The 21109-nt window shown below is 61.9% G+C and carries 19 protein-coding genes; 6 read left to right on the top strand and 13 right to left on the bottom strand.

Annotation, left to right across the window (positions count from 1 at the left end; translation table 11 throughout):
* From ACQY1P_RS03970 to ACQY1P_RS03935, 8 genes are all read right to left on the bottom strand, one after another.
* Entirely contained in the window at positions 1-1767 is a 1767-nt protein-coding gene (locus ACQY1P_RS03970) for a hydantoinase B/oxoprolinase family protein (RefSeq protein WP_430253011.1), read from the bottom strand.
* Positions 1764-2657, bottom strand: a complete 894-nt coding sequence (locus ACQY1P_RS03965) for an isocitrate lyase/PEP mutase family protein (RefSeq protein ID WP_430253009.1) — start codon at positions 2655-2657, stop codon at positions 1764-1766. Before ACQY1P_RS03965 ends, ACQY1P_RS03970 begins: the two co-directional genes overlap by 4 nt.
* Before the next feature lie 49 nt (positions 2658-2706).
* Positions 2707-3408 carry an ABC transporter ATP-binding protein gene (locus tag ACQY1P_RS03960; protein ID WP_430253007.1) on the bottom strand — a complete coding sequence of 234 codons (702 nt, stop codon included), beginning with the start codon at positions 3406-3408 and terminating at the stop codon, positions 2707-2709.
* Entirely contained in the window at positions 3401-4147 is a 747-nt protein-coding gene (locus ACQY1P_RS03955) for an ABC transporter ATP-binding protein (protein WP_430253911.1), read from the bottom strand. The genes ACQY1P_RS03960 and ACQY1P_RS03955 overlap by 8 nt, the downstream gene beginning before the upstream one ends.
* Positions 4148-4158: 11 nt before the next feature.
* Entirely contained in the window at positions 4159-5133 is a 975-nt protein-coding gene (locus ACQY1P_RS03950; protein WP_430253005.1) for a branched-chain amino acid ABC transporter permease, read from the bottom strand.
* On the bottom strand, positions 5130-6002 hold the full coding sequence (locus ACQY1P_RS03945) for a branched-chain amino acid ABC transporter permease (RefSeq protein WP_113165016.1): 873 nt from the start codon (positions 6000-6002) through the stop codon (positions 5130-5132). Before ACQY1P_RS03945 ends, ACQY1P_RS03950 begins: the two co-directional genes overlap by 4 nt.
* A gap of 80 nt (positions 6003-6082) precedes the next feature.
* The gene (locus tag ACQY1P_RS03940; RefSeq protein ID WP_430253003.1) at positions 6083-7309 is read right to left on the bottom strand and encodes an ABC transporter substrate-binding protein; all 1227 of its coding nucleotides are present in this window, start codon (positions 7307-7309) and stop codon (positions 6083-6085) included.
* The gene (locus ACQY1P_RS03935) at positions 7306-8106 is read right to left on the bottom strand and encodes a GntR family transcriptional regulator (RefSeq protein WP_244473911.1); all 801 of its coding nucleotides are present in this window, start codon (positions 8104-8106) and stop codon (positions 7306-7308) included. The genes ACQY1P_RS03940 and ACQY1P_RS03935 overlap by 4 nt, the downstream gene beginning before the upstream one ends.
* Before the next feature lie 150 nt (positions 8107-8256).
* Here ACQY1P_RS03935 and ACQY1P_RS03930 point away from each other — a divergent pair, with 150 nt between their 5' ends.
* Together ACQY1P_RS03930 and ACQY1P_RS03925 are read left to right on the top strand one after the other, a co-directional pair.
* The gene (locus ACQY1P_RS03930) at positions 8257-10242 is read left to right on the top strand and encodes an FAD-dependent oxidoreductase (protein WP_430253001.1); all 1986 of its coding nucleotides are present in this window, start codon (positions 8257-8259) and stop codon (positions 10240-10242) included.
* A gap of 22 nt (positions 10243-10264) precedes the next feature.
* Complete coding sequence (locus ACQY1P_RS03925) at positions 10265-11236, top strand: NAD-dependent epimerase/dehydratase family protein (RefSeq protein ID WP_430252999.1); 972 nt, start codon at positions 10265-10267, stop codon at positions 11234-11236.
* A 1-nt stretch (position 11237) separates the two neighbouring features.
* On the opposite strand, the gene ACQY1P_RS03920 is transcribed toward ACQY1P_RS03925, so the two are convergent.
* On the bottom strand, positions 11238-11984 hold the full coding sequence (locus ACQY1P_RS03920) for an SDR family NAD(P)-dependent oxidoreductase (protein ID WP_430252997.1): 747 nt from the start codon (positions 11982-11984) through the stop codon (positions 11238-11240).
* A gap of 125 nt (positions 11985-12109) precedes the next feature.
* On the opposite strand from ACQY1P_RS03920, the gene leuC reads away from it, so the two are divergent.
* Both leuC and leuD read left to right on the top strand, forming a co-directional pair.
* Positions 12110-13528, top strand: coding sequence for a 3-isopropylmalate dehydratase large subunit (gene leuC / locus ACQY1P_RS03915; protein WP_430252996.1), 1419 nt, complete (start codon positions 12110-12112; stop codon positions 13526-13528).
* Positions 13525-14145, top strand: a complete 621-nt coding sequence (gene leuD, locus ACQY1P_RS03910; RefSeq protein WP_430252994.1) for a 3-isopropylmalate dehydratase small subunit — start codon at positions 13525-13527, stop codon at positions 14143-14145. Before leuC ends, leuD begins: the two co-directional genes overlap by 4 nt.
* 80 nt (positions 14146-14225) lie before the next feature.
* Here the strand turns inward: leuD and mce are convergent, their stop codons facing one another.
* The 4 genes from mce to denD all read right to left on the bottom strand — a co-directional run bounded on the left by mce (position 14226) and on the right by denD (position 18725).
* A complete protein-coding gene (gene mce / locus ACQY1P_RS03905) occupies positions 14226-14627 on the bottom strand; it encodes a methylmalonyl-CoA epimerase (RefSeq protein ID WP_430252992.1) in 402 nt (133 codons plus the stop codon).
* A gap of 6 nt (positions 14628-14633) precedes the next feature.
* Complete coding sequence (gene scpA / locus ACQY1P_RS03900) at positions 14634-16778, bottom strand: methylmalonyl-CoA mutase (RefSeq protein ID WP_430252990.1); 2145 nt, start codon at positions 16776-16778, stop codon at positions 14634-14636.
* 82 nt (positions 16779-16860) lie between these two features.
* A complete protein-coding gene (locus tag ACQY1P_RS03895) occupies positions 16861-17745 on the bottom strand; it encodes an NAD(P)-dependent oxidoreductase (protein WP_430252988.1) in 885 nt (294 codons plus the stop codon).
* Positions 17742-18725, bottom strand: coding sequence for a D-erythronate dehydrogenase (gene denD / locus ACQY1P_RS03890; protein WP_430252986.1), 984 nt, complete (start codon positions 18723-18725; stop codon positions 17742-17744). Before denD ends, ACQY1P_RS03895 begins: the two co-directional genes overlap by 4 nt.
* A 173-nt stretch (positions 18726-18898) precedes the next feature.
* Here denD and ACQY1P_RS03885 point away from each other — a divergent pair, with 173 nt between their 5' ends.
* Positions 18899-20335: an FAD-binding oxidoreductase gene (locus tag ACQY1P_RS03885; protein WP_113110146.1), complete on the top strand. Its 1437-nt coding sequence runs from the start codon at positions 18899-18901 to the stop codon at positions 20333-20335.
* 26 nt (positions 20336-20361) lie between these two features.
* On the top strand, positions 20362-21081 hold the full coding sequence (locus ACQY1P_RS03880) for a FadR/GntR family transcriptional regulator (protein WP_430252984.1): 720 nt from the start codon (positions 20362-20364) through the stop codon (positions 21079-21081).
* Positions 21082-21109 lie beyond the last annotated feature (28 nt).

Here is a 21109-nt window from a genome sequence, read left to right as displayed (position 1 = left end):
TCACGCGGCCACTCCCTTGCGCAGCTTGTCGGTTGCTTCGTGATCGATCTCGCCATCTGCGCCGATCACCACGCCGTACAGGGCTTCCGCCTGACTGGTGCTGACGAAGCCGAGGCGCACGTCATGTAGAACCTTGTCCGGGTCGCGCCCATGCGGATCGCCCCAGCCGCCACCTCCCGGCGTTTCCAACCGGATCCGCTTGCCGGGCTTCAGCCTCAGATCGGTGATCTTCGACGCCATCGGCGGAACGGCTTCGCCGCCGTCTTCCGTCTGCCAGGAGAACCGGTTCAATGCCGCTGACTCTCCGCCGACGACGCCGAACGGCGCGCGTCTGCCGCGTTCGCCGAGCAGCGCCACGTCGCCGCCGGTGAGAAGCTCCAGTTCATAGATAGAACCGACGCCGCCACGATGGGTGCCGGCACCGGCCGAATCCGGCCGCAGTGCCCATTGCGTGAACATGACGGGATAGGCCGCTTCCAGGATCTCCACCGGCGGAATGGTCGCGGTCGAAATCGGGTTGTTGGCGTGGTTCAAGCCATCCGACATCGGATTGCCGCCGAGACCGCCACCGAAGAACGAGAACATCACCCATCGCTTGTGGTCTGCCCTGTAGCCGGCGAGCGACAATGCGTTGATCGTGCCGAACGGGGCAGCAGTAGCACGCGCCGGATCAGCCTGGGCGATTGCGCCAAGAACGACGCCGATCAGCCGCAGGATGGTTTCCGTATAGCCGGCAACCGGCTTTGGAGCATTTGCGCCGAGCAGCGAATTGTCGACGATGGTGAAGGAGATCGGGCGAAGGCAACCCGCATTCGCCGGAACTTCGGTAAAGATATGCTTCAGCGCCACGTAGCAGGCGGCGATCGTCGTCGAGCGCGAGATATTGATCGGACCCTGGGCCGACTGGGTGGAGCGCGAAAAATCAAGCGCCATCGTGTCGCCGGCAATCGTCAGGTCGAGCGCCACCGTCAGCATCTCGTCGATGATGCCGTCATTGTCGAGCACGTCTTCGAACGAATAGGTACCATCCGGGATCGAAGCGATCGCTGAGCGCATCAGCGCTTCGGCGCGGTTCGAGAAAGCCTCGAACGCCGCATCGACTGTCGCTGGACCATATTCGCCGAGAAGAGCGCCAAGCCGTTTCTCGCCGAGATCGAGCGCATTGAGCTGACCGTTGAGATCGCCCCAGTTCGACATCGGAACGCGGGAATTGGCGGACAGGATTTCGATGATGTCGTTGTTCATCTTGCCCGCGGAGATCAGCTTGACGACCGGGATCCGCACGCCTTCCTGGAAGCTTTCTACCGCCTTCGGATTGTAGCTGCCGGCGACATTGCCGCCGATGTCGAGCCAGTGACCGACCGAGGCCATCCAGCAGAACAGCTTTCCATCGCGGAAGATCGGCCGCACCAGACGGAAGTCGTTCAGATGCGTCCCGCCTTCGTAAGGATCGTTGAAGATGAACGTATCGTTCTCCTGCAGGCCCCCTTCCCGCTCGACCTTGGAGATGACGGCGCGCACGGCAAACGCCATCGCCCCGACGAAGATCGGCAGGCCGGATGTGCCCTGCACCAGCGTATCGCCGGTCGTGGCGTGATAGATGCCGTGGCAGGCATCCTTGGCTTCGGCAATTGTCGGGTTGAAAGCCGAGCGATAGAGCGTCGCGTCCATTTCGTCTGCAATCTGCTCCAGCCGGCCCTTCAGAACCGCCAAAGTCACGGGATCAAGCGTCACGGCATCGGTCGTGACGGTAGCTTGCGAGCTCATGCCGCATCCTCTTCATGTCTGTCTTTTCCATCGGCATCTTCGTAGGTTCTGCCGAGCGCGAGCATGTCGGGCGTGCCGATCAGCGCATTGAGCCCGTTGAAATCGAACATCCGGTCGGCGAACGGCGCGTTGGATCCGGCAGCTGCCAGCGAGGCGTAATAATCGACCGCGGTCTTCGCCATTGCCCGGACGATACCGCCCGGGAAGATGACGATCTGGAAGCCGAGATCGGACAATTCAGCTGCGTTGTGGATTGGCGTCGTGCCGCCCTCGACCATGTTGGCGACCAGCGGCTTGACGCCTTTCAGCGCGCTTGCGATGTCGCCCAACTGCTCGCCGCTTTTCGGCGCCTCGACGAACAGGATGTCGGCACCGGCTTGCGCATAAAGATGCGCGCGTTCAAGCGCCCGATCGATGCCTTCCATCTGCAGTGCATCGGTGCGCGCGATGATCAGCGTCTGCTCGTTGGCGCGGGCGTCGACGGCCGCCTTGATCTTTCCAACCATCTCTCCGGTGGAGACGACCGACTTGTCGTTCAGGTGACCGCAGCGCTTCGGCGTGGTCTGATCCTCGAGCTGGATGCCCTGGGCGCCCATCTTTTCAAACAGCCGCACCGTGCGCTGGACGTTGAGCGCATTGCCGTAGCCCGTGTCAGCATCGACGATGACAGGCACGGTCATCCGGTCGCAGATCATCGCGATCCGGTCGGCCACTTCCGCCATCGACACGAGGCCGATATCGGGTCGCCCAAGATGGGTGTAGGCGATGGCCGCGCCGCTCAGATACACTGCGCGAAAGCCGGCGCCCGCTGCGATCGACGCCGTGAGGGCGTCAAACACTCCAGGCGCGACAATCGGAATGCCGCTCTTCAAATCCTGGCTGAGACTCATGGTATGTTTCCTTGTTCTTGCCGGCCTCTCTGGGCCGTGTTCTTGTCGCTCAAAGGCCGAGATAAGCCCGTTTCAATTCAGGATTGTCGCGAAGTTCGGCGGCATCGCCTGATAGTGCGACCGAACCGTTCTCCAGGATGTAAGCCCGGCTCGCGAGGTCCAGCGACTGCATGACGTTCTGCTCCACCAGCATGATCGGCAGGCCATCGTCGCTCAGGCGGCGGATGAGCGAGAACATCTCCTCGACCAGAAGCGGCGACAGGCCGAGCGAAGGCTCGTCGAGGATCAGCAGCTTGGGCTCGCTCATCAGGCCGCGGCCGATCGCCAGCATCTGCTGCTCGCCGCCCGACAGCGTGCCGGCGAACTGCCGGGTCCGCTCTTTCAGCCGCGGAAAGATCGAGAACACCTTTTCGATATTGCCGGCCCGGCCCCGCTTCGGCCGGCAATAGCCGCCGAGTTCGAGATTTTCGAGAATGGTGAGGTTGGGGAAGATCTTGCGACCTTCCGGCACGTGGATGAGGCCCGATGCGACAATATCGCGGGCGCTGGTGCCCAGTATTTCACGGCCGTCAAAACGTACAGAGCCGCTGCGGGCGGGCTGTACCCCTGACAGCACCTTGTTGAGCGTGGTCTTGCCGACGCCGTTCGAGCCGAGCACGGCGACTACCTCGCCCTTCCCGACGGAAAGGCTGAGGCCTCGAAGGACTTCGGTTCCGCCATAGCCGGCGCGCAGGTCTGCGATCTCAAGCATGGGCTGCCCCTTCCGCCTTGATACGCGCTGCAGCGCCGTGGCCGAGATAGGCCTCGATGACAGCCGTATCCGTACACACCAAACGCGGCTCGCCGCTTGCAATCATCTTGCCCTGAGAGAGCACGTAGACGGTGTCGCAGAGGTTCATCACCGCCTGCATGATGTGTTCGATCATCAGGATCGTCACGCCCTCCTCGCGGATCTGCCGGATGATTGGCAAAACGTCACGGATTTCGGATGGATTGAGACCCGCCAGCACCTCGTCGAGCAGCAAAAGCTTCGGCTGCGTCGCCAGTGCCCTTGCCAGTTCGAGCCGCTTGCGGCCGGCGATCGTGAGGCCCGAGGCAAGCTTGTCGAGTTCGTGGCCAAGACCGACTTTCTCGGCCGTCAGGGTCGCAAGACGTCTCGCCTCGGCCGGATCCTTGGTGTGAAGGAAGGCACCGACGGCGATGTTGTCGCGAACGTCGAGACCCGCAAAAGGCTGGACGATCTGGAACGTCCGCGCCAGTCCGCGGCGCGCTCTCAGATGCGGTTTCTCGCCGGTGATATCCTCATTCTGAAATGTGACAATTCCCGCATTGGGGTTGAGGAAGCCGGCGATCATTGCAAACAGGGTCGTCTTGCCGGCCCCGTTCGGACCGATCAGCCCGGTGATCGACCCCTCCGCAACGTCGATCGTCGCATCGTCGACGGCGAGAAGCCCGGAAAATCGCTTGGTGAGATTGTGCGCTTTCAACATGGTCATGCCCCTCACATCGCCTTGCCGCGGCTCTTGCGCCGATACCAGAGATCCGACACGAAGCCCCTGATCCCGTTCGGTGCGAAAGCGACGCAGAGAATGAGAATGATGCCGAAGACGACAAGATCGACGCCGGCGATTCCGCCCGAAAACGACTTGGTGATTTCGCCAAGGCCCAAAAGCAGAACCGAGCCGATCAGCGGCCCGAGCATCGTGCCTGCGCCACCGACGATCGCCGCAAACAGCGCCTCGATCGAGATCCATGAGCCGTAGGCGACATTGGCATCGATGAAGAGGAAGTTCTGCACGTAGAGGCAGCCGGCAAGCGCGGTGATCGCGGCAGACAGCGTGATCGCCTGCATCTTGATCTTGAAGATATCGACACCGAGCGCCTGTGCCGCTTGGTCGTTTTCACGAAGCGCGATGAGATAGGCGCCAAAGGCGGACCGTTCCAGCCAGCGGGTCAGAAGCAGGCCGCCTGCCACGAAGCCGATGAGGATCAGCAGGAACCAGCGGCGGTCGGAAAACTGCAGGTACGCGAAGCCGTTGTTGATCGAGACCAGCATGCCGGCAGCGCCACCGGTGAAATCCCAGCTGTTGGCGAGGATGCGCAGCACTTCCGCAAATGCCAGCGTGATCAGCGCGAAATAGGATCCTTTCAGGCCTGCCCGGAAGCTCAGAAAGCCGATCATGGCGCCGACGGCCGCACCGAGAATGACGCCGCAGACAAGGCCGACCCAGGCATTGATGCCGAAGCTCGTCTGCAGGATCGTCGTCGTATAGGCGCCGGTACCGAAAAAGGCCGCGTGTCCGAAGGAGGAGAGCCCGCCATAGCCGCCGAGAACATTCCAGCCCTGCGCCGTGAGCGCGATGATCATCATGAAGATCAGGAGATTGAGAATGTTGCCCGGCAGCCCGGCAACGGCTGCGATGCCGACCACGCCGAGAAAGGCAAGGGCCGCGATGAATTCAAAATTCTTCTTCATGCGCGTGCTCCAAACAGGCCGGTGGGCTTCACCAGAAGCACGAGAATGAAAATGAGGAAGATGCCGATCTGGCCGAGGCTATCGCCGAGGAAGAGGCTGGAAATGGCTTCGACGACGCCGATCAGCAGGCCGCCGATCAGGGCGCCGGGGATCGATCCCATGCCGCCGAGAACGACAATGGTGAAAGCGACGAGAACAAAGGCCGCCCCTGTGGTGGGGCTGACATAGAACGAGGGCATCAGCAGGCCGCCGGCAATCGCCAGACAGGCGGTACCGATCGCAAACGTCATGGCATAGACATGCGCGACATTGATTCCGACAAGGCTGGCGCCGAGTTTTTCCTTGGCAACGGCGCGGATCGCCTTGCCGATATCGGTTCGGTTGAGGATCGCCCACAGAAGGACGGCGGTCACGACCGAGACTACGAGCCCGATCACCCTCGGCAGCGAGAGAAGGAGCGGACCGAGCGGCACGATCTCGAACGCGTAATCTGTCGCAATGGTGCGGGTGTCGGAATTGAACCCGGCGAGAAGCAGGTTCTGGATGACGATCGACAGACCAAGGGTGGCGAGCAAAATACCGTTGTCCGAGCCGCGGCTGGCCGGACCGATAATGAAGCGCTGCAGACAATAGCCGATCGCGAACATCATAGGCGTGACGACGAGGATGGCCACGTAGGGATCAAGGCCGAACCTGTCTGAGGCCAGCCAGACGAGATACATCGCGACCGTCAGCAAGGCGCCGTGGGCGAAGTTGACGATGTGCAGCACGCCATAGATGAGGGTGAGCCCGAGGGCGATCAGCGCGTAGACGGCACCGAGCATCAGGCCGTTCATCAACGCTTCGAAAATGATTGTCGGCGAATACATGATGTTCCTTCTAAGAAGGGCTTGCCGGAATGGCCCGGGACAAAACGCCGCCCCGGGCCTGCCGCACTCGCTGGTATGGATTAGCCGTTGGCCGGGAACTTGGGCTTGGCTTGGGCGAACTTGTCCGGATAGATGACCTTGATCTGGCCGCCCTGAACCTGGGTATTGAGCGGAAGCGCGTTGACGTTCTGGCCGGTCGCATCGAACTTCGACTTGCCGTACGGCATCACACCGCTGTCGAACTCGTTCTTCTGCAAGGCTTCGATGATCGCGCCGCTTTCGGCACTCTTCGCAAATTCCAGCGCCTGCGCTGCGACCTTGACGACCGAGTAATTGATCGGCGCGTTGTAGGCGTAGAACTTGCCGGCGGCCTGAACGGCCTGCATCAGCTTGTCGTTGGTCGGGTTCTTGGGATCGCCCCAGTGGTTGACGTCCATCACGCCTTCAGCCGCTTCCGGGAATTCCTTGACGAACCGGTAGCTGGAGGCCGCACCACCGAAGAGAGCATAGATACCGCCCTTCGGCTTGACCCGCTGCTGTTGCAGTGTGCGGGCGAACAGCACAAATTCGTTGAAGTAATGCGAGGGAATAATGAGGTCGGGCTGCAGCGAACGCAGGCGCAGAACGACGTTCGACATGTCACGCGCCGGTGTCGGGTGCGAGATCGCCTCGACCACTTCGAAGCCGAGGGCAGGCAGGCGAGCCTGCATCAGCTTGGCGAGGCCCGAGCCGAGAAGACCGTCTTCGTGGACGATTGCCACGGTCTTTGCAGCCTTGCCGGAAGCGTCGTTGATGGTCACGAGGTTCTTCAGCGCGACGTCGGCCGCCATCGAGAAGCTCGGGTTGAAACGGAAGACGTTTTTCAGGTTGCGGGTCATCAGCGCGTCGGAGACGGCGCAGTCGATGATGAAGGGAAGCTCGTAGCGGGCCGCGGCCTGGGTCGCGGTCATGGAAATGCCGCTGGCAAAACCACCGACGACGATCGCAGCGCCATCCGCCTTCAGCTGTTCGGTCGCCTGGGCGCCGGCTTCGGCATTCGAACGGCTGTCGCCGATCAGAAGTTCGAGCTTGGCGCCGCCGAGCGACTTGATGCCGCCGGCATCGTTGATTTCCTTGATCGCATATTCCGCGCCGATCCGTGCCAGATCGCCGTCTCCGGCAAAGCCACCGGTCATCGGCTGCAGCAGACCGATCTTGACCGTCGGTGCCTGTGCCCGGCTGAGACCGGGTGCCGCAAGGACCATCGCCGAGACACCGCCAACTTTCAGCACCGTGCGCCGGGAGACCGAGTTCGTGAGCTTCTTCATTCCTTCACCACCCTCTTAGGATTGCGGGGGCCGGATGCCCGCTCGTTACGGTAGACCTCGGACGTAGGGCTCCAGTGCCGGCTCCCTTCAGTGCCCTTGCGTACGAGGTTCATTTGCAGGCTGTATCTATCGGGACGGTAGAGCGCTTGGAGATACTCCATGCCGCGCCCTCCCTTGCCGTAGACGACGCGGGTCAGCGCGATGAGGGGCGAGCCCACACCGATACCCAGCGCCTCGGCCACTTCCGGATTGGCAAGAACCGCACCCACTTCCTGCCACGCCGTTTCAGCACGCAGGCCGGCTCTCTCCATCAGCTCAAGGAGAGCCATATGGGCAAGGTCTTCACGCGAATATTCTCGACCGACACGTTCGGGCACGTAGGCTGTCAGGTACGAGAAGGGAAGGTCGTCGAAGGAGCGCACGCGCACCGACTTCTGAACCCGCTCGTCGTCTTCGAGATGCAAGGCCTCGGCAACCTTCTCGGGCGCCTCGATATAGTCAAAAGAGATCAGCTTGACCGCCGTTGTCCGCCCCATTTCAATGAGGTGCGCAAAGGCATTCGACAGGTCGGCCGTGGCCATCTGGGCAAAGTTGGAGCCCCGCACATAGGTGCCAGATCCGACCCGCTTGTCGACCAGGTCTTCGGCGGAAAGTAGATCGAGCGCGAGCCGGACTGTGACCCGCGAAACCCCGTATTGTTCAGCCAACGCAAGCTCGCTCGGCAGGCGCATGCCGGCCTTCAGCTCGCCCGAAACGATCTTGTCCCGCAGCAGAAGATAGACCTTCTGAGTCTTCAAGGGTTCGGTCGCCGGCCTCAACGTGAGCTCCCAATCTATCTTATTTTTAATACAGGTTTTGTATAAAACGGCTGACAGATCTCGTCAATGCCCATATAACACTCAGCAGACGTATTTGCCTATATGCAGTGCAACATGCGAGATTGTGCGATGCAAGAGAGATCTGCCGGAACCGAGTTTTCACGTGCGATGGCGCCGCTTGCCGTGGGCAATCTCACGTTTCGCAACCGCATTCTCGTTCCGGCGCACACGACCAATTTCGGCGAAAACCACCTGCCGAGCGAGCGCCACCTTGCCTATCACCGTGAACGTGCGAGGGGCGGTGTCGGTGCGATCATCTTTGAATCCATCCGCGTTCACGCGAACTCGCTTGGCCGGCCGCAGGCCGTCTGTGGCTTCGACCCTGCCTGTATCGAACCGTTCCGCAGGATTACCGAGGCTGTCAAAGCCGAAGGCGCGCGGATCCTTGGCCAGATCATCCATCTCGGCCGGCAGGTTGAGGGCGATTTTGAGCGAACGGTCTCCTGGGGCCCATCGCCGATTGCGTGGGCGACATCCGCGCTGCCGCCACGCCCGATGGATCGCGCCGACATGGATGCGGTGATCGAAGGGCATGTGCTGACCGCGCGCCATCTCATGGCGGCGGGCTTCGAGGGGATCGAGCTGCAGATGGCACATGGCCATCTTCTGCAGCAGTTCCTTTCACCGCTTTCGAACAACCGTGACGACGCGTATGGCGGCTCGGCGGAAAACCGGATGCGCTTTCCGCTTGAGGTCCTGCAGGCTGTCCGCGCGGAAGTCGGTCGCGATTTCTGTCTGGGCATTCGCCTCAGTGGCGATGAGTATGTCGAGGGCGGGATCACCATCGATCAGGCCGAGAGGACCGCGGTGTCACTTGCGGCGGCCGAAAAGATCGACTTCTTCAATGTCTCGCATTCCGCCTATCACGCCTCCTATTCGCTCGCTTCGCAAATGGCCGACATGGCAATCGATCCGGAACCATTCCGGTCGTTGCCGGCGCGGATCCGCATCGCTTTGCGCGACGAAGGCCACGACATTCCCGTCTTCGCCGTCTGTCGGTTCAACACACTGGCGGAGGCCGACGCGATCATTGCGGCCGGCGGCGCGGATGCGGTTGGTATGGCGCGCGCCCATCTTGCCGAGCCGGCCATCGTCAACAAGACGGTCGAGGGACGGATGAACGAAATCCGCACCTGCATTGCCTGCAACCAGGGTTGCGCCGGCATGCTGGAAAAGAACCTGCCGATCCGCTGTCTGGTCAATCCGCGTGCCGGGCTGGAAGGCGTATGGCCGGAGCTTGCCACGACCGGCACGCGACAACCCAAACGCTTGCTCGTGGTCGGCGGCGGACCGGCAGGACTGGAGGCGGCCCGGACGGCAGCGGAGCGCGGCCATATCGTGACGCTGTGGGAAAAGCAGGACGATCTCGGCGGGCAGTTTCGCGACGCGGTGAAGATGCCGAAGCGCGCTGAGTTCCGAACGCTGATGGAAGAGCAGATTGCCGATCTGGATCGGTTCGGTGTGACGGTGATAACAGGCAAGCATGCCGATGCTGGATCGATTTCCGATTTTGCGGCCGATGCGGTGTTTCTGGCGACCGGTTCGACGCCGGTTCGCACAGAATTTGCCGGTGGCGGAAAGGCCTTCACGATCGTCGAGGCGCTGGACGATCCGGCAGCCCTCGGAAGCGACGTGGCGCTGTTCGACCGCACCGGCGAATGGGCCGCACTGACGCTTGCGGAACATCTCGCCGACCTCGGCAAAAAGGTGACGTTCTTCTCGCCGGCCGGCGGCATCGCCTGGCGCACGACCATCTACTCGACACTCGCAAACCTGAAACGGCTGCGCGAGAAAAAGGTGAGGATCGCAACGCTCCGGAAGGTCACAGCCTTCGACGGCAAGACCCTGGCGGTCGAAGATCTTTCGACCGGCGAGAGTGAGTTGCATATGGGGTTCACCGGTGTCGTCGCCGCCGAACACAATTTCGCGGACCATTCCCTGTTCCAGCAGCTCCGTCATCTCGCCGTGCCCGTCCGACAGATCGGCGACAACCTTGCGCCCCGCACGGCCCTTGAAGCCGTCTATCACGGCCATCTTGCCGCTCGAGACCCATGAGATCTGGAAGGAGTAAAACTTGATGAGCATTCTGATAACGGGTGCAGGCGGCTTCCTCGGGCTTAACCTGATCGAGGTCATGAATGCCCAGAGCCAACCAGTCGTTGCCCTCAACGATCGCCCTCTGCCGGCAGCCTTTGCCGCAAAGCCGGGTGTCACGGTCGAATTGGCGGACGTGCGGGATCGCGTGGCGATCGCCGATATTCTTTCGCGCCACGACATTACCTGCATCATCCATGCGGCTGCGATTACCCTTGGGCCAAAGAGTGCCATCGCATCGGCAAGCGACGCCTTCGACGTCAATACGGTCTCGGTCGCGATCCTGCTTGAGGAGGGTCGGAAAGCCGGCATCCGCCGCTTCGTCTACCCGAGCTCCTCCGCCGTCTACGGCGCGGCGCCCTTCGATGGCGCAGCCGTGACCGAAGAGACGAACCCGATGCCCACGACGCTTTACGGCTTTACCAAGCTTGCCAGCGAAAGACTGGTTGTCGAAGCGGGGAAAAGTTTTGGCATATCCACTGTGCGGGCGCGCATCACCGCGGTGTTCGGGCCGCACGAGCATGAAACCGGCGTGCGCGAAACGATGAGCCCGCCCTTCCAGATCGCCGCCAAGGCGATAGCGGGTGAGGATATTCTCCTGCCCGCGGGAGGCGCCCGCGACTGGACGAGCAGCCGAGACATCGCGAAAGCGCTTGCGCTGCTTGCAACACGGGAAAGCCTCCCCTCGGATCTCTACAATCTCAGTGTCGGCGAAACCTGGCATGTGAACCGCCTCAGTGCGCATCTGGCGAAGGCCTATCCCGGCTGGCGCTTTGCTGAGGGAAAGACCGATGGGAGCGACAGCGCGATCGCCTTCAACGACGACCTCTCCCGACGTCGCCATGCGGTCTCGGCCAAGAGGTTCGAAACGGATTTCGGCTTCCGCTTCATGGCGCCGGACGAGGCCTGCGCAGACTATGGCGGCTGGCTTGCCGATCAGACCCATGCCTCGTGACCTACCGCGCCGTATAGCCGCCGTCCGCCAGCACGTCGGTGCCGGTGATGAAGCTTGCGTCGTCCGAGACGAGAAAAAGCGCCGTCGCTGCAATATCCTCCGGTGTGCCGATCCGGCCGATCGGATGAAGAGGAGCGAGCATTTCGATGACCGCCGCCTCGCTGCCGGCCTGTCGGGTGACGCGGCTCGTCAGCACAGCTCCCGGCGAAAGACTGACGGCACGAATGCCTTGGTCAGCGTGATCGAGCGCGAGACTGCGGGTGAGCGAATGCAGCCCGGCCTTGCTCGCCGAATAGGCGGCACGCCCGGGCGTCGTCACATGTCCGAGCTGGGACGCGATATTGAGGATGACCCCACCCTGCCTGCCGAGATGCGGCACGCCGTATTTGCAGATCAGGAAAGCGCCCGTGAGATTGACATCGAGTGTCTTGCGCCAGCTTTCGAACGGTATGTCGCAGACGGTGCCAAGCGGGGTTTCGGTTGCGGCGTTGTTGACGAGAATGTCGATACGGCCAAAGCGGCTCGCGACCGCGTCGATGCAGGCCTCGACCGAAGCCGGATCGGCAACATCGCATGGCATGGCAAGGCAGCGATCCGGGTCAAAGCCATCGGTTGGAACGGCGTCGAGATCGAGCATCGCGACGCTTGCGCCAGCGGAGGCGAACCTCTTGGCGATCGCCCGCCCGATATCGCCGCCCGCGCCGGTGATGATGGCGACGCGGCCTTCAAGGCATTGAGGAGAAAACATGCATCACCCTTCAGGAGAGTTCGAACGCTTCGGATCGTCTGTCATCATCGCTTGATTTGCAAATTGAATCTGTCTTAATCTCAATACAGATTTTGAGGGCCTTCGCGGGCCTTGAGGAGTTGATAATGCTGAGGGAACACCGTCCACAGACACTGTTCGACAGGATCTGGCAGAACCACGTGATCGCATCGCAGAGCGATGGTCAGCAGTTGCTGTTCATCGATCGGCACCTGGTTCACGAAGGATCGTTCCACGGTTTCAACAAGCTGAAGGACAAGAACGCGCGGGTTTCGAGGCCAGACCTCACCTTCGGCATCGTCGATCATTACGCGCCGACGCGGATACGCGACATTTCGAAGATCGATGCCGCCATCGCTGGGATGATCACCCAGCTGGAGGAGAACTGTCTTGCCAACGATGTCCGCATCTTCGGACTAAACGACCCGCGCCAGGGCATTGTCCATGTGGTCGGTCCGGAGCAGGCGATCACTCTGCCCGGCGCCACCATCGTATGCGGCGACAGCCACACCTCGACGCATGGTGCTTTCGGTGCGATAGCGTTCGGCATCGGCGCTTCGGAAGTGGCGCATGTCCTGATGACCCAGACCCTGTGGCAGAAAAAGACGAAATCGATGCGGGTCCGCTTCGACGGCAAGCTTGGGCCCGGTATCACCGCCAAGGACATGGCACTGGCGATGATCGCCGCAATCGGTGCCGATGGCGCTCAGGGTCATGCGATCGAATATACCGGCTCGGCGGTCGAGGGGCTGTCGATGGAAGGTCGGCTGACACTCTGCAACCTCTCGATCGAAAGCGGCGCGCGTTGCGGCCTTATCGCCCCCGACATGACGACGGTGAACTTCCTGCGCCACCGGCCGCTCGCACCGAAAGGTGATCTCTTCGAGCGTGCAGCCGAAGCCTGGCTTTCCCTGCGCGGCGATGGCGACGCCCCCTTCGAGCGCGAGCTGGTGATTGACGGCAGCGAGATTGCACCTGTCGTCACTTGGGGTATCAGCCCCGAAGACGCGCTGCCGATCACGTCCGCGGTGCCGTTGCCCGACGACATGACCGACGAGTCACGCGCGGCCCATACGCGCGAAGCGATCGACTATATGGGTCTGAAACCCGGCATGCCGTTGACGGATATTCCGGTCGACCGCGTCTTTATCGGTTCTTGCACCAACAGCCGCATCGAAGACCTCAGAGCCGCAGCCGCCGTGCTTTCCGGCCGCAAATCTGCCGTTCCAGGTCTGGTGTCACCAGGCTCGTCGCTTGTGAAACAACAGGCCGAGCAAGAGGGCCTCGACCGGATCTTCGTGGATGCCGGATTGGAATGGGTCGATTCCGGTTGTTCGATGTGTGTCGGCATGAATGGTGATCTCGTTCCGCCCGGTGAACGCTGCGCCTCTACCACCAACCGAAATTTCAAAGGCCGACAGGGGCCGAAGTCACGCACGCACCTGATGTCGCCGGCCATGGTCGCCGCGGCAGCGGTGACCGGTCACCTGACCGATGTTCGTGATCTGATGGGAGGCCGCAGTTGAGACCGTTCAAGACCCTCGACGCAAAAGCCGCGCCACTGCCCTTTGCAAGTGTCGATACCGATCAGCTGATACCGGCGCGCTTCATGAAGCGCTCGCGATCGGAGGGATACGGCCAGTACCTCCTCTACGACATGCGGTTCGACGGGGAAGGATATCCGATCCAGGATTTCCCGTTGAACAACCCTGCCCGCGCAGGCGCCGAAATTCTTGTGGGACGCCGGAATTTCGGCGCGGGTTCCTCACGGGAGGCCGCCGTTTACGCGCTTGTCGACTACGGTTTCCGCTGTGTGATCGCGCCAAGCTTCGGCGACATTTTCGCATCGAACTCGGTCAATAACGGCCTCTTGCCGGCACAGGTGACGGAAGAGGATACGGAGACCCTTCTCTCGCTGCTCGAAAATGGCCAGGACCGTGCCTTTGTCGATCTCGACACCTGCGAGATCCGGCTCGCCAACCATGTCTTCCGCTTCGAGATCGAGCCCGTCTGGCGCACCAAGCTCCTCAACGGCTGGGATGATCTCGACCTCACGGCAAGCTATGCCGACGACATTGCCCGCTACGTGGTCTCGGACAGAGAACGCCACCCGTGGCTCCAGGAGATCCCGGCTTCGGTATGAGCGACTGCCTCAACTTCGGCACATGATCTGGATTGGTTCGTTGCGTTGGGTGGCGCTCGCAGGCAGCCAACAGTTACCCGTCAGGCCTGCTCGAACTCGATCAGCGTGCCTTGAAAATCCTTGGGGTGAACGAAGATCACCGGTTTTCCGTGGGCGCCGATCTTCGGCTGGCCGTCGCCCAGAATGCGTGCGCCCGTCTCGACGATCCTTGCGGAGGCGGCTTTGATGTCGTCGACCTCGAAGCACAGGTGGTGAATGCCGCCGGACGGGTTCTTGTCCAGGAAGCTCGTGATCGGTGACGTTTCTCCGAAGGGGTGGAGAAGCTCGATCTTGGTGTTGGGCAGTTCGACGAACACGACAGTCACGCCGTGCTCGGCCAAATTCTGCGGTGCGGAAACAGACGCGCCGAGGCCGCTATACTGATCGGCGGCCGCCGCCAGATCCGGCACCGCGATCGCCACGTGATTAAGCCTCCCGATCATTGTGCGTCACACATTTCGGCGTTTTCCTTCGAGGAGATCGATCACGGCGTTGGCAGCATCGAGGACGTTTGTGCCGGGCCCGAACACGGCAGCGACGCCGTTTTCGAGGAGGTAGTCGTAGTCCTGGCGCGGAATGACGCCGCCGACCACGACGATGATGTCGTTTGCGCCCTTGCGCCTGAGCGCCTCGACCAGTTGCGGAGCAAGCGTCCTGTGACCGGCTGCCAGCGACGACATGCCGACCACCTGAACCTTCTGCTGGATTGCCAGATCGGCGGCCTCATCCGGCGTCTGGAACAGCGGGCCGGCCAGAACCTCAAAGCCGATATCGCCGAATGCCGAGGCGATGACCTTGGCGCCACGATCGTGGCCGTCCTGGCCGAGCTTTGCGACCATGATCCTCGGCTTTGCCTTGGTCGACGTGTATTCCGCAAGGCGCTTCGTCAGCGTTTCGTATTCCGGGTCGCCCTCGTAGGCAGGGCCGTAGATATCGCTGACCACATCCGGCATGGCCGCATGATCGCCGAATGCCTTGCGCATCGCATCCGACATCTCGCCGACCGTGGCACGCGCGCGCGCCGCCTCGACGGCCGCCGCCAGAAGATTGCCGCGGCCCGACGTCGCCACCTCGCCAAGGGCTGCAAGTGCCGTTGCCACCTTGCCGGAGTCGCGCTTGCGGCGCACCTCTTCCAGCCGCTCGATCTGGCCGTTGCGCACGGCCGTATTGTCGATGGCAAGGATGTCGATATCGTCTTCTGTCTCGAGCCTGTATTTGTTGACGCCGACGATGATCTCCTCGCCGCGGTCGACCTTGACCTGGCGCAGTGTTGCGGCCTCCTCGATCAGACGCTTCGGAAGGCCGTCGGCGACGGCCTTGGTCATGCCGCCGAGCGCCTCGATCTCCTCGATCAGGGCCCAGGCCTTTTCCGCGAGCTCGCTGGTCAGGCTTTCGACATAGTAGGAGCCGGCGAGCGGATCGACGACTTTGGTGACGCCGGTTTCGTGGGCGAGGATTAGCTGGGTGTTGCGCGCGATGCGGGCGGAGAATTCGGTCGGCAGCGCCATCGCTTCATCGAGCGCGTTGGTGTGCAGCGACTGGGTGCCGCCGAGCACGGCCGACATTGCCTCGTATGCCGTGCGGATGACGTTGTTGTACGGGTCCTGCTCTGCAAGAGAGACACCTGACGTCTGGCAATGGGTGCGCAGCATCAGCGAGCCCGGCTTCTTCGGCGCGAACTCCTCCATGATCCTCGACCATAGAAGACGGGCGGCGCGCAGCTTCGCCGCCTCCATGAAGAAGTTCATGCCGATGGCGAAGAAGAAGGACAGGCGTCCGGCAAACTCGTCGACATCGAGGCCCTTGGCGATCGCGGCGCGCACATATTCGCGACCGTCGGCGAGCGTGAAGGCCAGTTCCTGGACCAGCGTCGCGCCCGCCTCCTGCATGTGATAGCCGGAGATCGAGATCGAGTTAAAGCGCGGCATTTCTTTCGCGGTGTATTCGATGATGTCGGCAACGATCCGCATCGAGGGTTCCGGCGGATAGATATAGGTGTTGCGAACCATGAACTCCTTGAGGATGTCGTTCTGGATCGTGCCCGAGAGCTGCGAGCGCTCGCAGCCCTGTTCCTCGCCGGCGACGATGAAGGCGGCAAGGATCGGGATCACCGCGCCGTTCATGGTCATCGACACGGACATGTCTTTCAGCGGAATGCCGTCAAACAGGATTTTCATATCCTCGACGGAGTCGATCGCCACACCGGCCTTGCCGACATCGCCCTCGACGCGCGGGTGGTCGCTGTCATAGCCGCGGTGGGTGGCAAGGTCGAAGGCGACGGACAGGCCCTTCTGGCCGGCGGCAAGGTTGCGCCGGTAAAAGGCATTGGAAGCCTGCGCCGTCGAAAAACCGGCATATTGCCGGATCGTCCAGGGTCGACCGGCATACATCGTCGCCCGCGGACCGCGAACGAAAGGCTTGATCCCCGGCATCGTATCGAGATGCGAAATACCCTCGAGATCATCAGCCGTATAAAGCGGCTTGATGTCGATGCCTTCCGCCGTGTGCCAGACCAGCGTGTCAGGTGAAGCCTTCAGCTCCCGCTCCGCAAGGGCTTTCCAGGCCTGGGTCTTTTCCCCGTTATCTTTTGACAAAAGCATCCCCCTCAGCGCTTCGTTTCAATCGACAGCCTATCAGGTATCGCCTCAGCCAGCCGGGTCAAGCCTTTCCAAAGAACTACGGGTTCAGCTTTTCGAGATGAAGAAGCAATCCGCTGTGATCGAGCGGCCCCCCGCCGCCCTCGACGAAATCGGTGAACTCCGCCCTCACTCCACTGGTCAGAGGCAGCGTGAGGGAGAGGGCGTCGGCCACGTCCATGACGGCGTTAAGGTCCTTCAACTGGTTCTTCGCCGTACCACCCGGCTCGAACGTCCGCTCCACCATGCGGCGGCCATGGATTTCAAGGATGCGACTGTCGGCAAAGCCGCCGCGGATGGCATTGCGGAAGGCTTCGCGGGAAGCGCCACCGGCTTCGACAAGGATCATGGCCTCGGCCACCGCGCCGATCGTGACCGCAACGATCTGCTGGTTGGCGAGCTTGCAGATCTGTCCCGCGCCGCTCGGGCCGACATGCGTCACCCGACCCATGGCCGAAAACACATCGTGGAGGCTTGCGACCACATCCGCATCGCCGCCCGCCATGATCGCCAGCGTGCCCGCCTCGGCACCGACCACACCGCCGGACACCGGCGCGTCCACATGGGCAACGCCGAATGCCTCAAGCTTTGCTGCGTGCTCCCGGGCAATGGCAGGCGCAATCGAACTCATGTCGACCACCCTGGCGCCCGCAGCCAGACGTTCGGCACAACCGCTCCCGAACAGGACGTCGCCAACGGCCTTGCCGTCCGTCAGCATGGTGATGACGATATCTGCGCCATCGACGGCCTGAGCAGGTGATGCTGCGACGGTAGCGCCATCGCTCTCCAGCGCTTTCGCCTTATCCGGATTGCGGTTCCAGACAAGAAGCGAATACCCGGCCTGAAGCAATCGGCGCGCCATGGGTGCACCCATCAGGCCTGTTCCGAGGAAGGCAATCTTTTCCGAGGGGTTTGCGACAGTCATGGCAGCTTCCCTCCAAGTTCATCCTCGATATGAACCTGGATGATCTCGTCGAAGTTCTTCTCGGCCGTAAACCCCAGTTCGATCGCGCGTTTTGCCTCGAAACCCGGTGCCCAGCCTGCGACCATCTTCATGATCATCTCGTTCGGCTCGCGCCGGATGAGATTGACCGCCTTGTCACCCGCAATGCGCCGCAGCGCCTCGATCTGCTCGCCGACCGTGGCGCTGACGCCTGGCATCGAGAGGCTTCTCTGCGCCCCAAGCTGCGCCAGATCGAGACCCGCTGCGTGGACAAGATACCCGACCGCCGAGCGCGGCGACGTGTGCCAGTGGCGCGTGCTTTCCGGCACCGGCAGAACGGCCTCCTCGCCGATCAGCGGTTCGCGCAGGATGTTGGAGAAGAAGCCGGATGCCGCTTTGTTCGGCTTGCCCGGCCGGATGCAGACGGTGGGCAGGCGAATGCCGATCCCATCGAAAAATCCCCGACGCGAATAGTCTGCCAAAAGCAGTTCGGATATCGCCTTCTGGGTGCCGTAGCTGGTGAGCGGCGTTAGGTGGAAATCATCAGGGATCAACAGCGGCAAGGGCGCACCGACCACGGCGATGGATGACGTGAAGACCACGCGCGGCTTGTAGCCGTCGGCTTGGTTTGCAAGGCGGATTGCATCGAACAGATAGCGCGTGCCGTCGAGATTGATCCGGTAACCCTTGTCGAAATCGAGTTCGGCTTCGGCCGAGACGATGGCCGCGAGGTGATAGATCAGATCCGGGCGACCTTCGACCAGGGTTTCGGCAACGCCCGGCGTCGACAGGTCCACCGCAAAACTGTCGACCGCTATGGCCGTTTCTGGCTTTTCCGGACTGACCACATCGACCAGCGTCAGTTTTTCAATCGCATGGCCACCGACCGCTCCCTCCCGAAGCAGCCGCGTCGTCAATTTGCGCCCGACCATTCCGGCCGCGCCGATAATCAAGATATGCATGGAACCTCCCTTTTCCGAAGAGTTCGCAGAGCGTTGCGAACCCGGCATGATTTTTCTTGTACGGTTGTCTGATAACCTTATATGGTTTGTCCAGCCTTACCGGGTGAAAAAGAGGTTATCAAGAAGCCGCGCCTTTCCAAAGAGCGGACGGATGAGCCCAAGGGAGAGACACCATGGCATTGGATCTTGAGGATAGCCCGGCCATGTCGCTGACCGCCTCGTTGGGCAGCGACATCGTGATCCGCGACGAGACCGAAATTGCGCGCTACTGCCGCGACTGGCACGGCGACGTTTCCAGCAGCGCCGTTGCAGTTCTCCGGCCGCGCTCGACGCAGGACGTCGCCGCCTGTGTGAAGGCCTGTCACGCGTTGAACCTGGCGATCGTTCCGCAGGGCGGCAATACCGGGCTCGTGCTCGGCGGCATACCGGACGATCCGGTACGCCAGGTCGTCATCAGTCTCGAGCGGATGAACGCGATCCGCAATATCGACGCGGACGATTTTTCCGCCGTCGTCGAGGCCGGGTGCATCCTCTCCGAACTCAAGGACGCGATCGCCGACAAGGCGATGTTCTTTCCGCTTGCGCTTGGCGCGCAGGGCAGCTGCCGGATTGGCGGCAACGTCTCGACCAATGCCGGCGGCATCAACGTGCTGCGCTACGGCATGACCCGCGAGCTGGTGCTTGGGCTTGAGGTGGTGCTGCCCGACGGCTCGATCCTCAACGGGCTCTCGACCCTGCGCAAGGACAACCGCGGCATTGACCTCAAGCAACTGTTCATCGGCGCCGAGGGCACGCTCGGGATCATCACCGCCGTCTCGGTAAAGCTTACCCCCTACCCCGATCAGGTTGCGACTGCGCTGCTCGGCCTTGCCTCACTTGAGGACGTCATTACGCTTTACCGTCGCGCCCGCCGGGATTGCTGCGACCTGATGTCGGCCTTCGAATTCATGCCGCCTCTCGCCTTGACGCTCGCGAGAGAAGCGATCCCCGACCTGCCGTTGCCGATGTCGGGCGATTATCCGGCCTATGTCCTGATGGAGATATCCGGATGCGGCCTTGTCGACATCCAGGACCTGATGGAGCGCTTTCTGGAAGGCGTGATGGAGGACGGTCTCGTCCTCGACGGGACACTCGCATCCTCTCAGGCGCAGGCAAAAAACCTCTGGCTGATCCGCGAGGGCATGAACGAGGGACAGGCAAAGCGGGGCGCACATATGCGAAGCGATGTCTCCGTGCCACTGTCGCAACTGCCGGCCTTCGTCCGTGATGCGGAAGACGCGATCCATGCCGCCCTGCCCGATTGCATCTGCGTGTCCTACGGACATGTCGGCGATGGCAATGTTCATCTCAACTGTTTGCCGCCTTCGGATCTTTCGGCAGCGGACAAAGCTGAACGGATCTATCGGTCGAAGACCGTGCTCAATGAGGTGGTGGACCAATATGCCGGCAGCATCAGCGCCGAACACGGCATCGGCCGCCTGAAGCAGATGGATTTCGATACCAGACTGCCCGAGGTAAAACGCAGGTTGCTGACTGCGATCAAGCGGGCGATCGATCCCGACCTCGTGATGAACCCGGGATGCCAGTTGAATTTATCGGCAGAGTCGTAGAAACCATCCGGAACAGGAAGGCGGCCTTGGCTTTGACGGACTTCAACCAGATCAGGCGCAACGCGCATCTACCGGCCCGGATCGCCGCGGAAATCGGACGCGAGATCGTCGAGGGGCGGATCGCTTCCGGAGAAAAGCTGCCGACCGAACATCTGCTTGCCCAGACATTCGGCGTCAGCCGATCAGTCGTTCGCGAAGCCATTGCACAGTTGCGCAACGAAGGATTGGTGGAGACCCGCCAGGGCGTCGGTGCCTTTGCAACGGAAAAGGATCGTCGCCAGATGATCCGCGTCGAGCCGGCCGACCTGTCCGATCCGGAAAATTTCCGCGACCTGTTCCAGCTGCGTCTGGCGCTCGAAGTCGAGGCGGCGGCGCTTGCGGCCGTCAGCCATACGCCCGACGATCTGAAGCGCCTCGACGAGGTTTTGGCACAGATGACCGGTGCCGCCAAATGGACCGAGGAAGGCATCGCTGCCGATCTCACCTTCCACCGCGCCGTCGCCGCTGCCACTCGCAACGATTATTTCATCCAGTTCATCGGCTTCATCGCCGAGCGTATCCAGCTCACCATCAACGCCGCGAGGGCGAAGGCCGTGCTGGAGGAGATCGTGGAAGTCACGATCGCAGAACATGTGGCAATCCGCGACGCGATTGCGGCCCGAGACCCATCCCGGGCACGAAGCGCCATGCGCGATCATCTCGATGGCGCGTCCGGCCGTCTCAATCTGGAACTCACCGTTCCCTGAGGCCAGACCTCACGACTAAAGAGCGGGG

It is taken from the genome of Neorhizobium sp. DAR64872/K0K18, from assembly GCF_050500175.1.
Lineage (GTDB): Bacteria > Pseudomonadota > Alphaproteobacteria > Rhizobiales > Rhizobiaceae > Neorhizobium > Neorhizobium soli.
The sequence above is the reverse complement of the archived record's forward strand: the minus strand, read 5'-3'. Positions and strand labels throughout refer to the sequence as shown.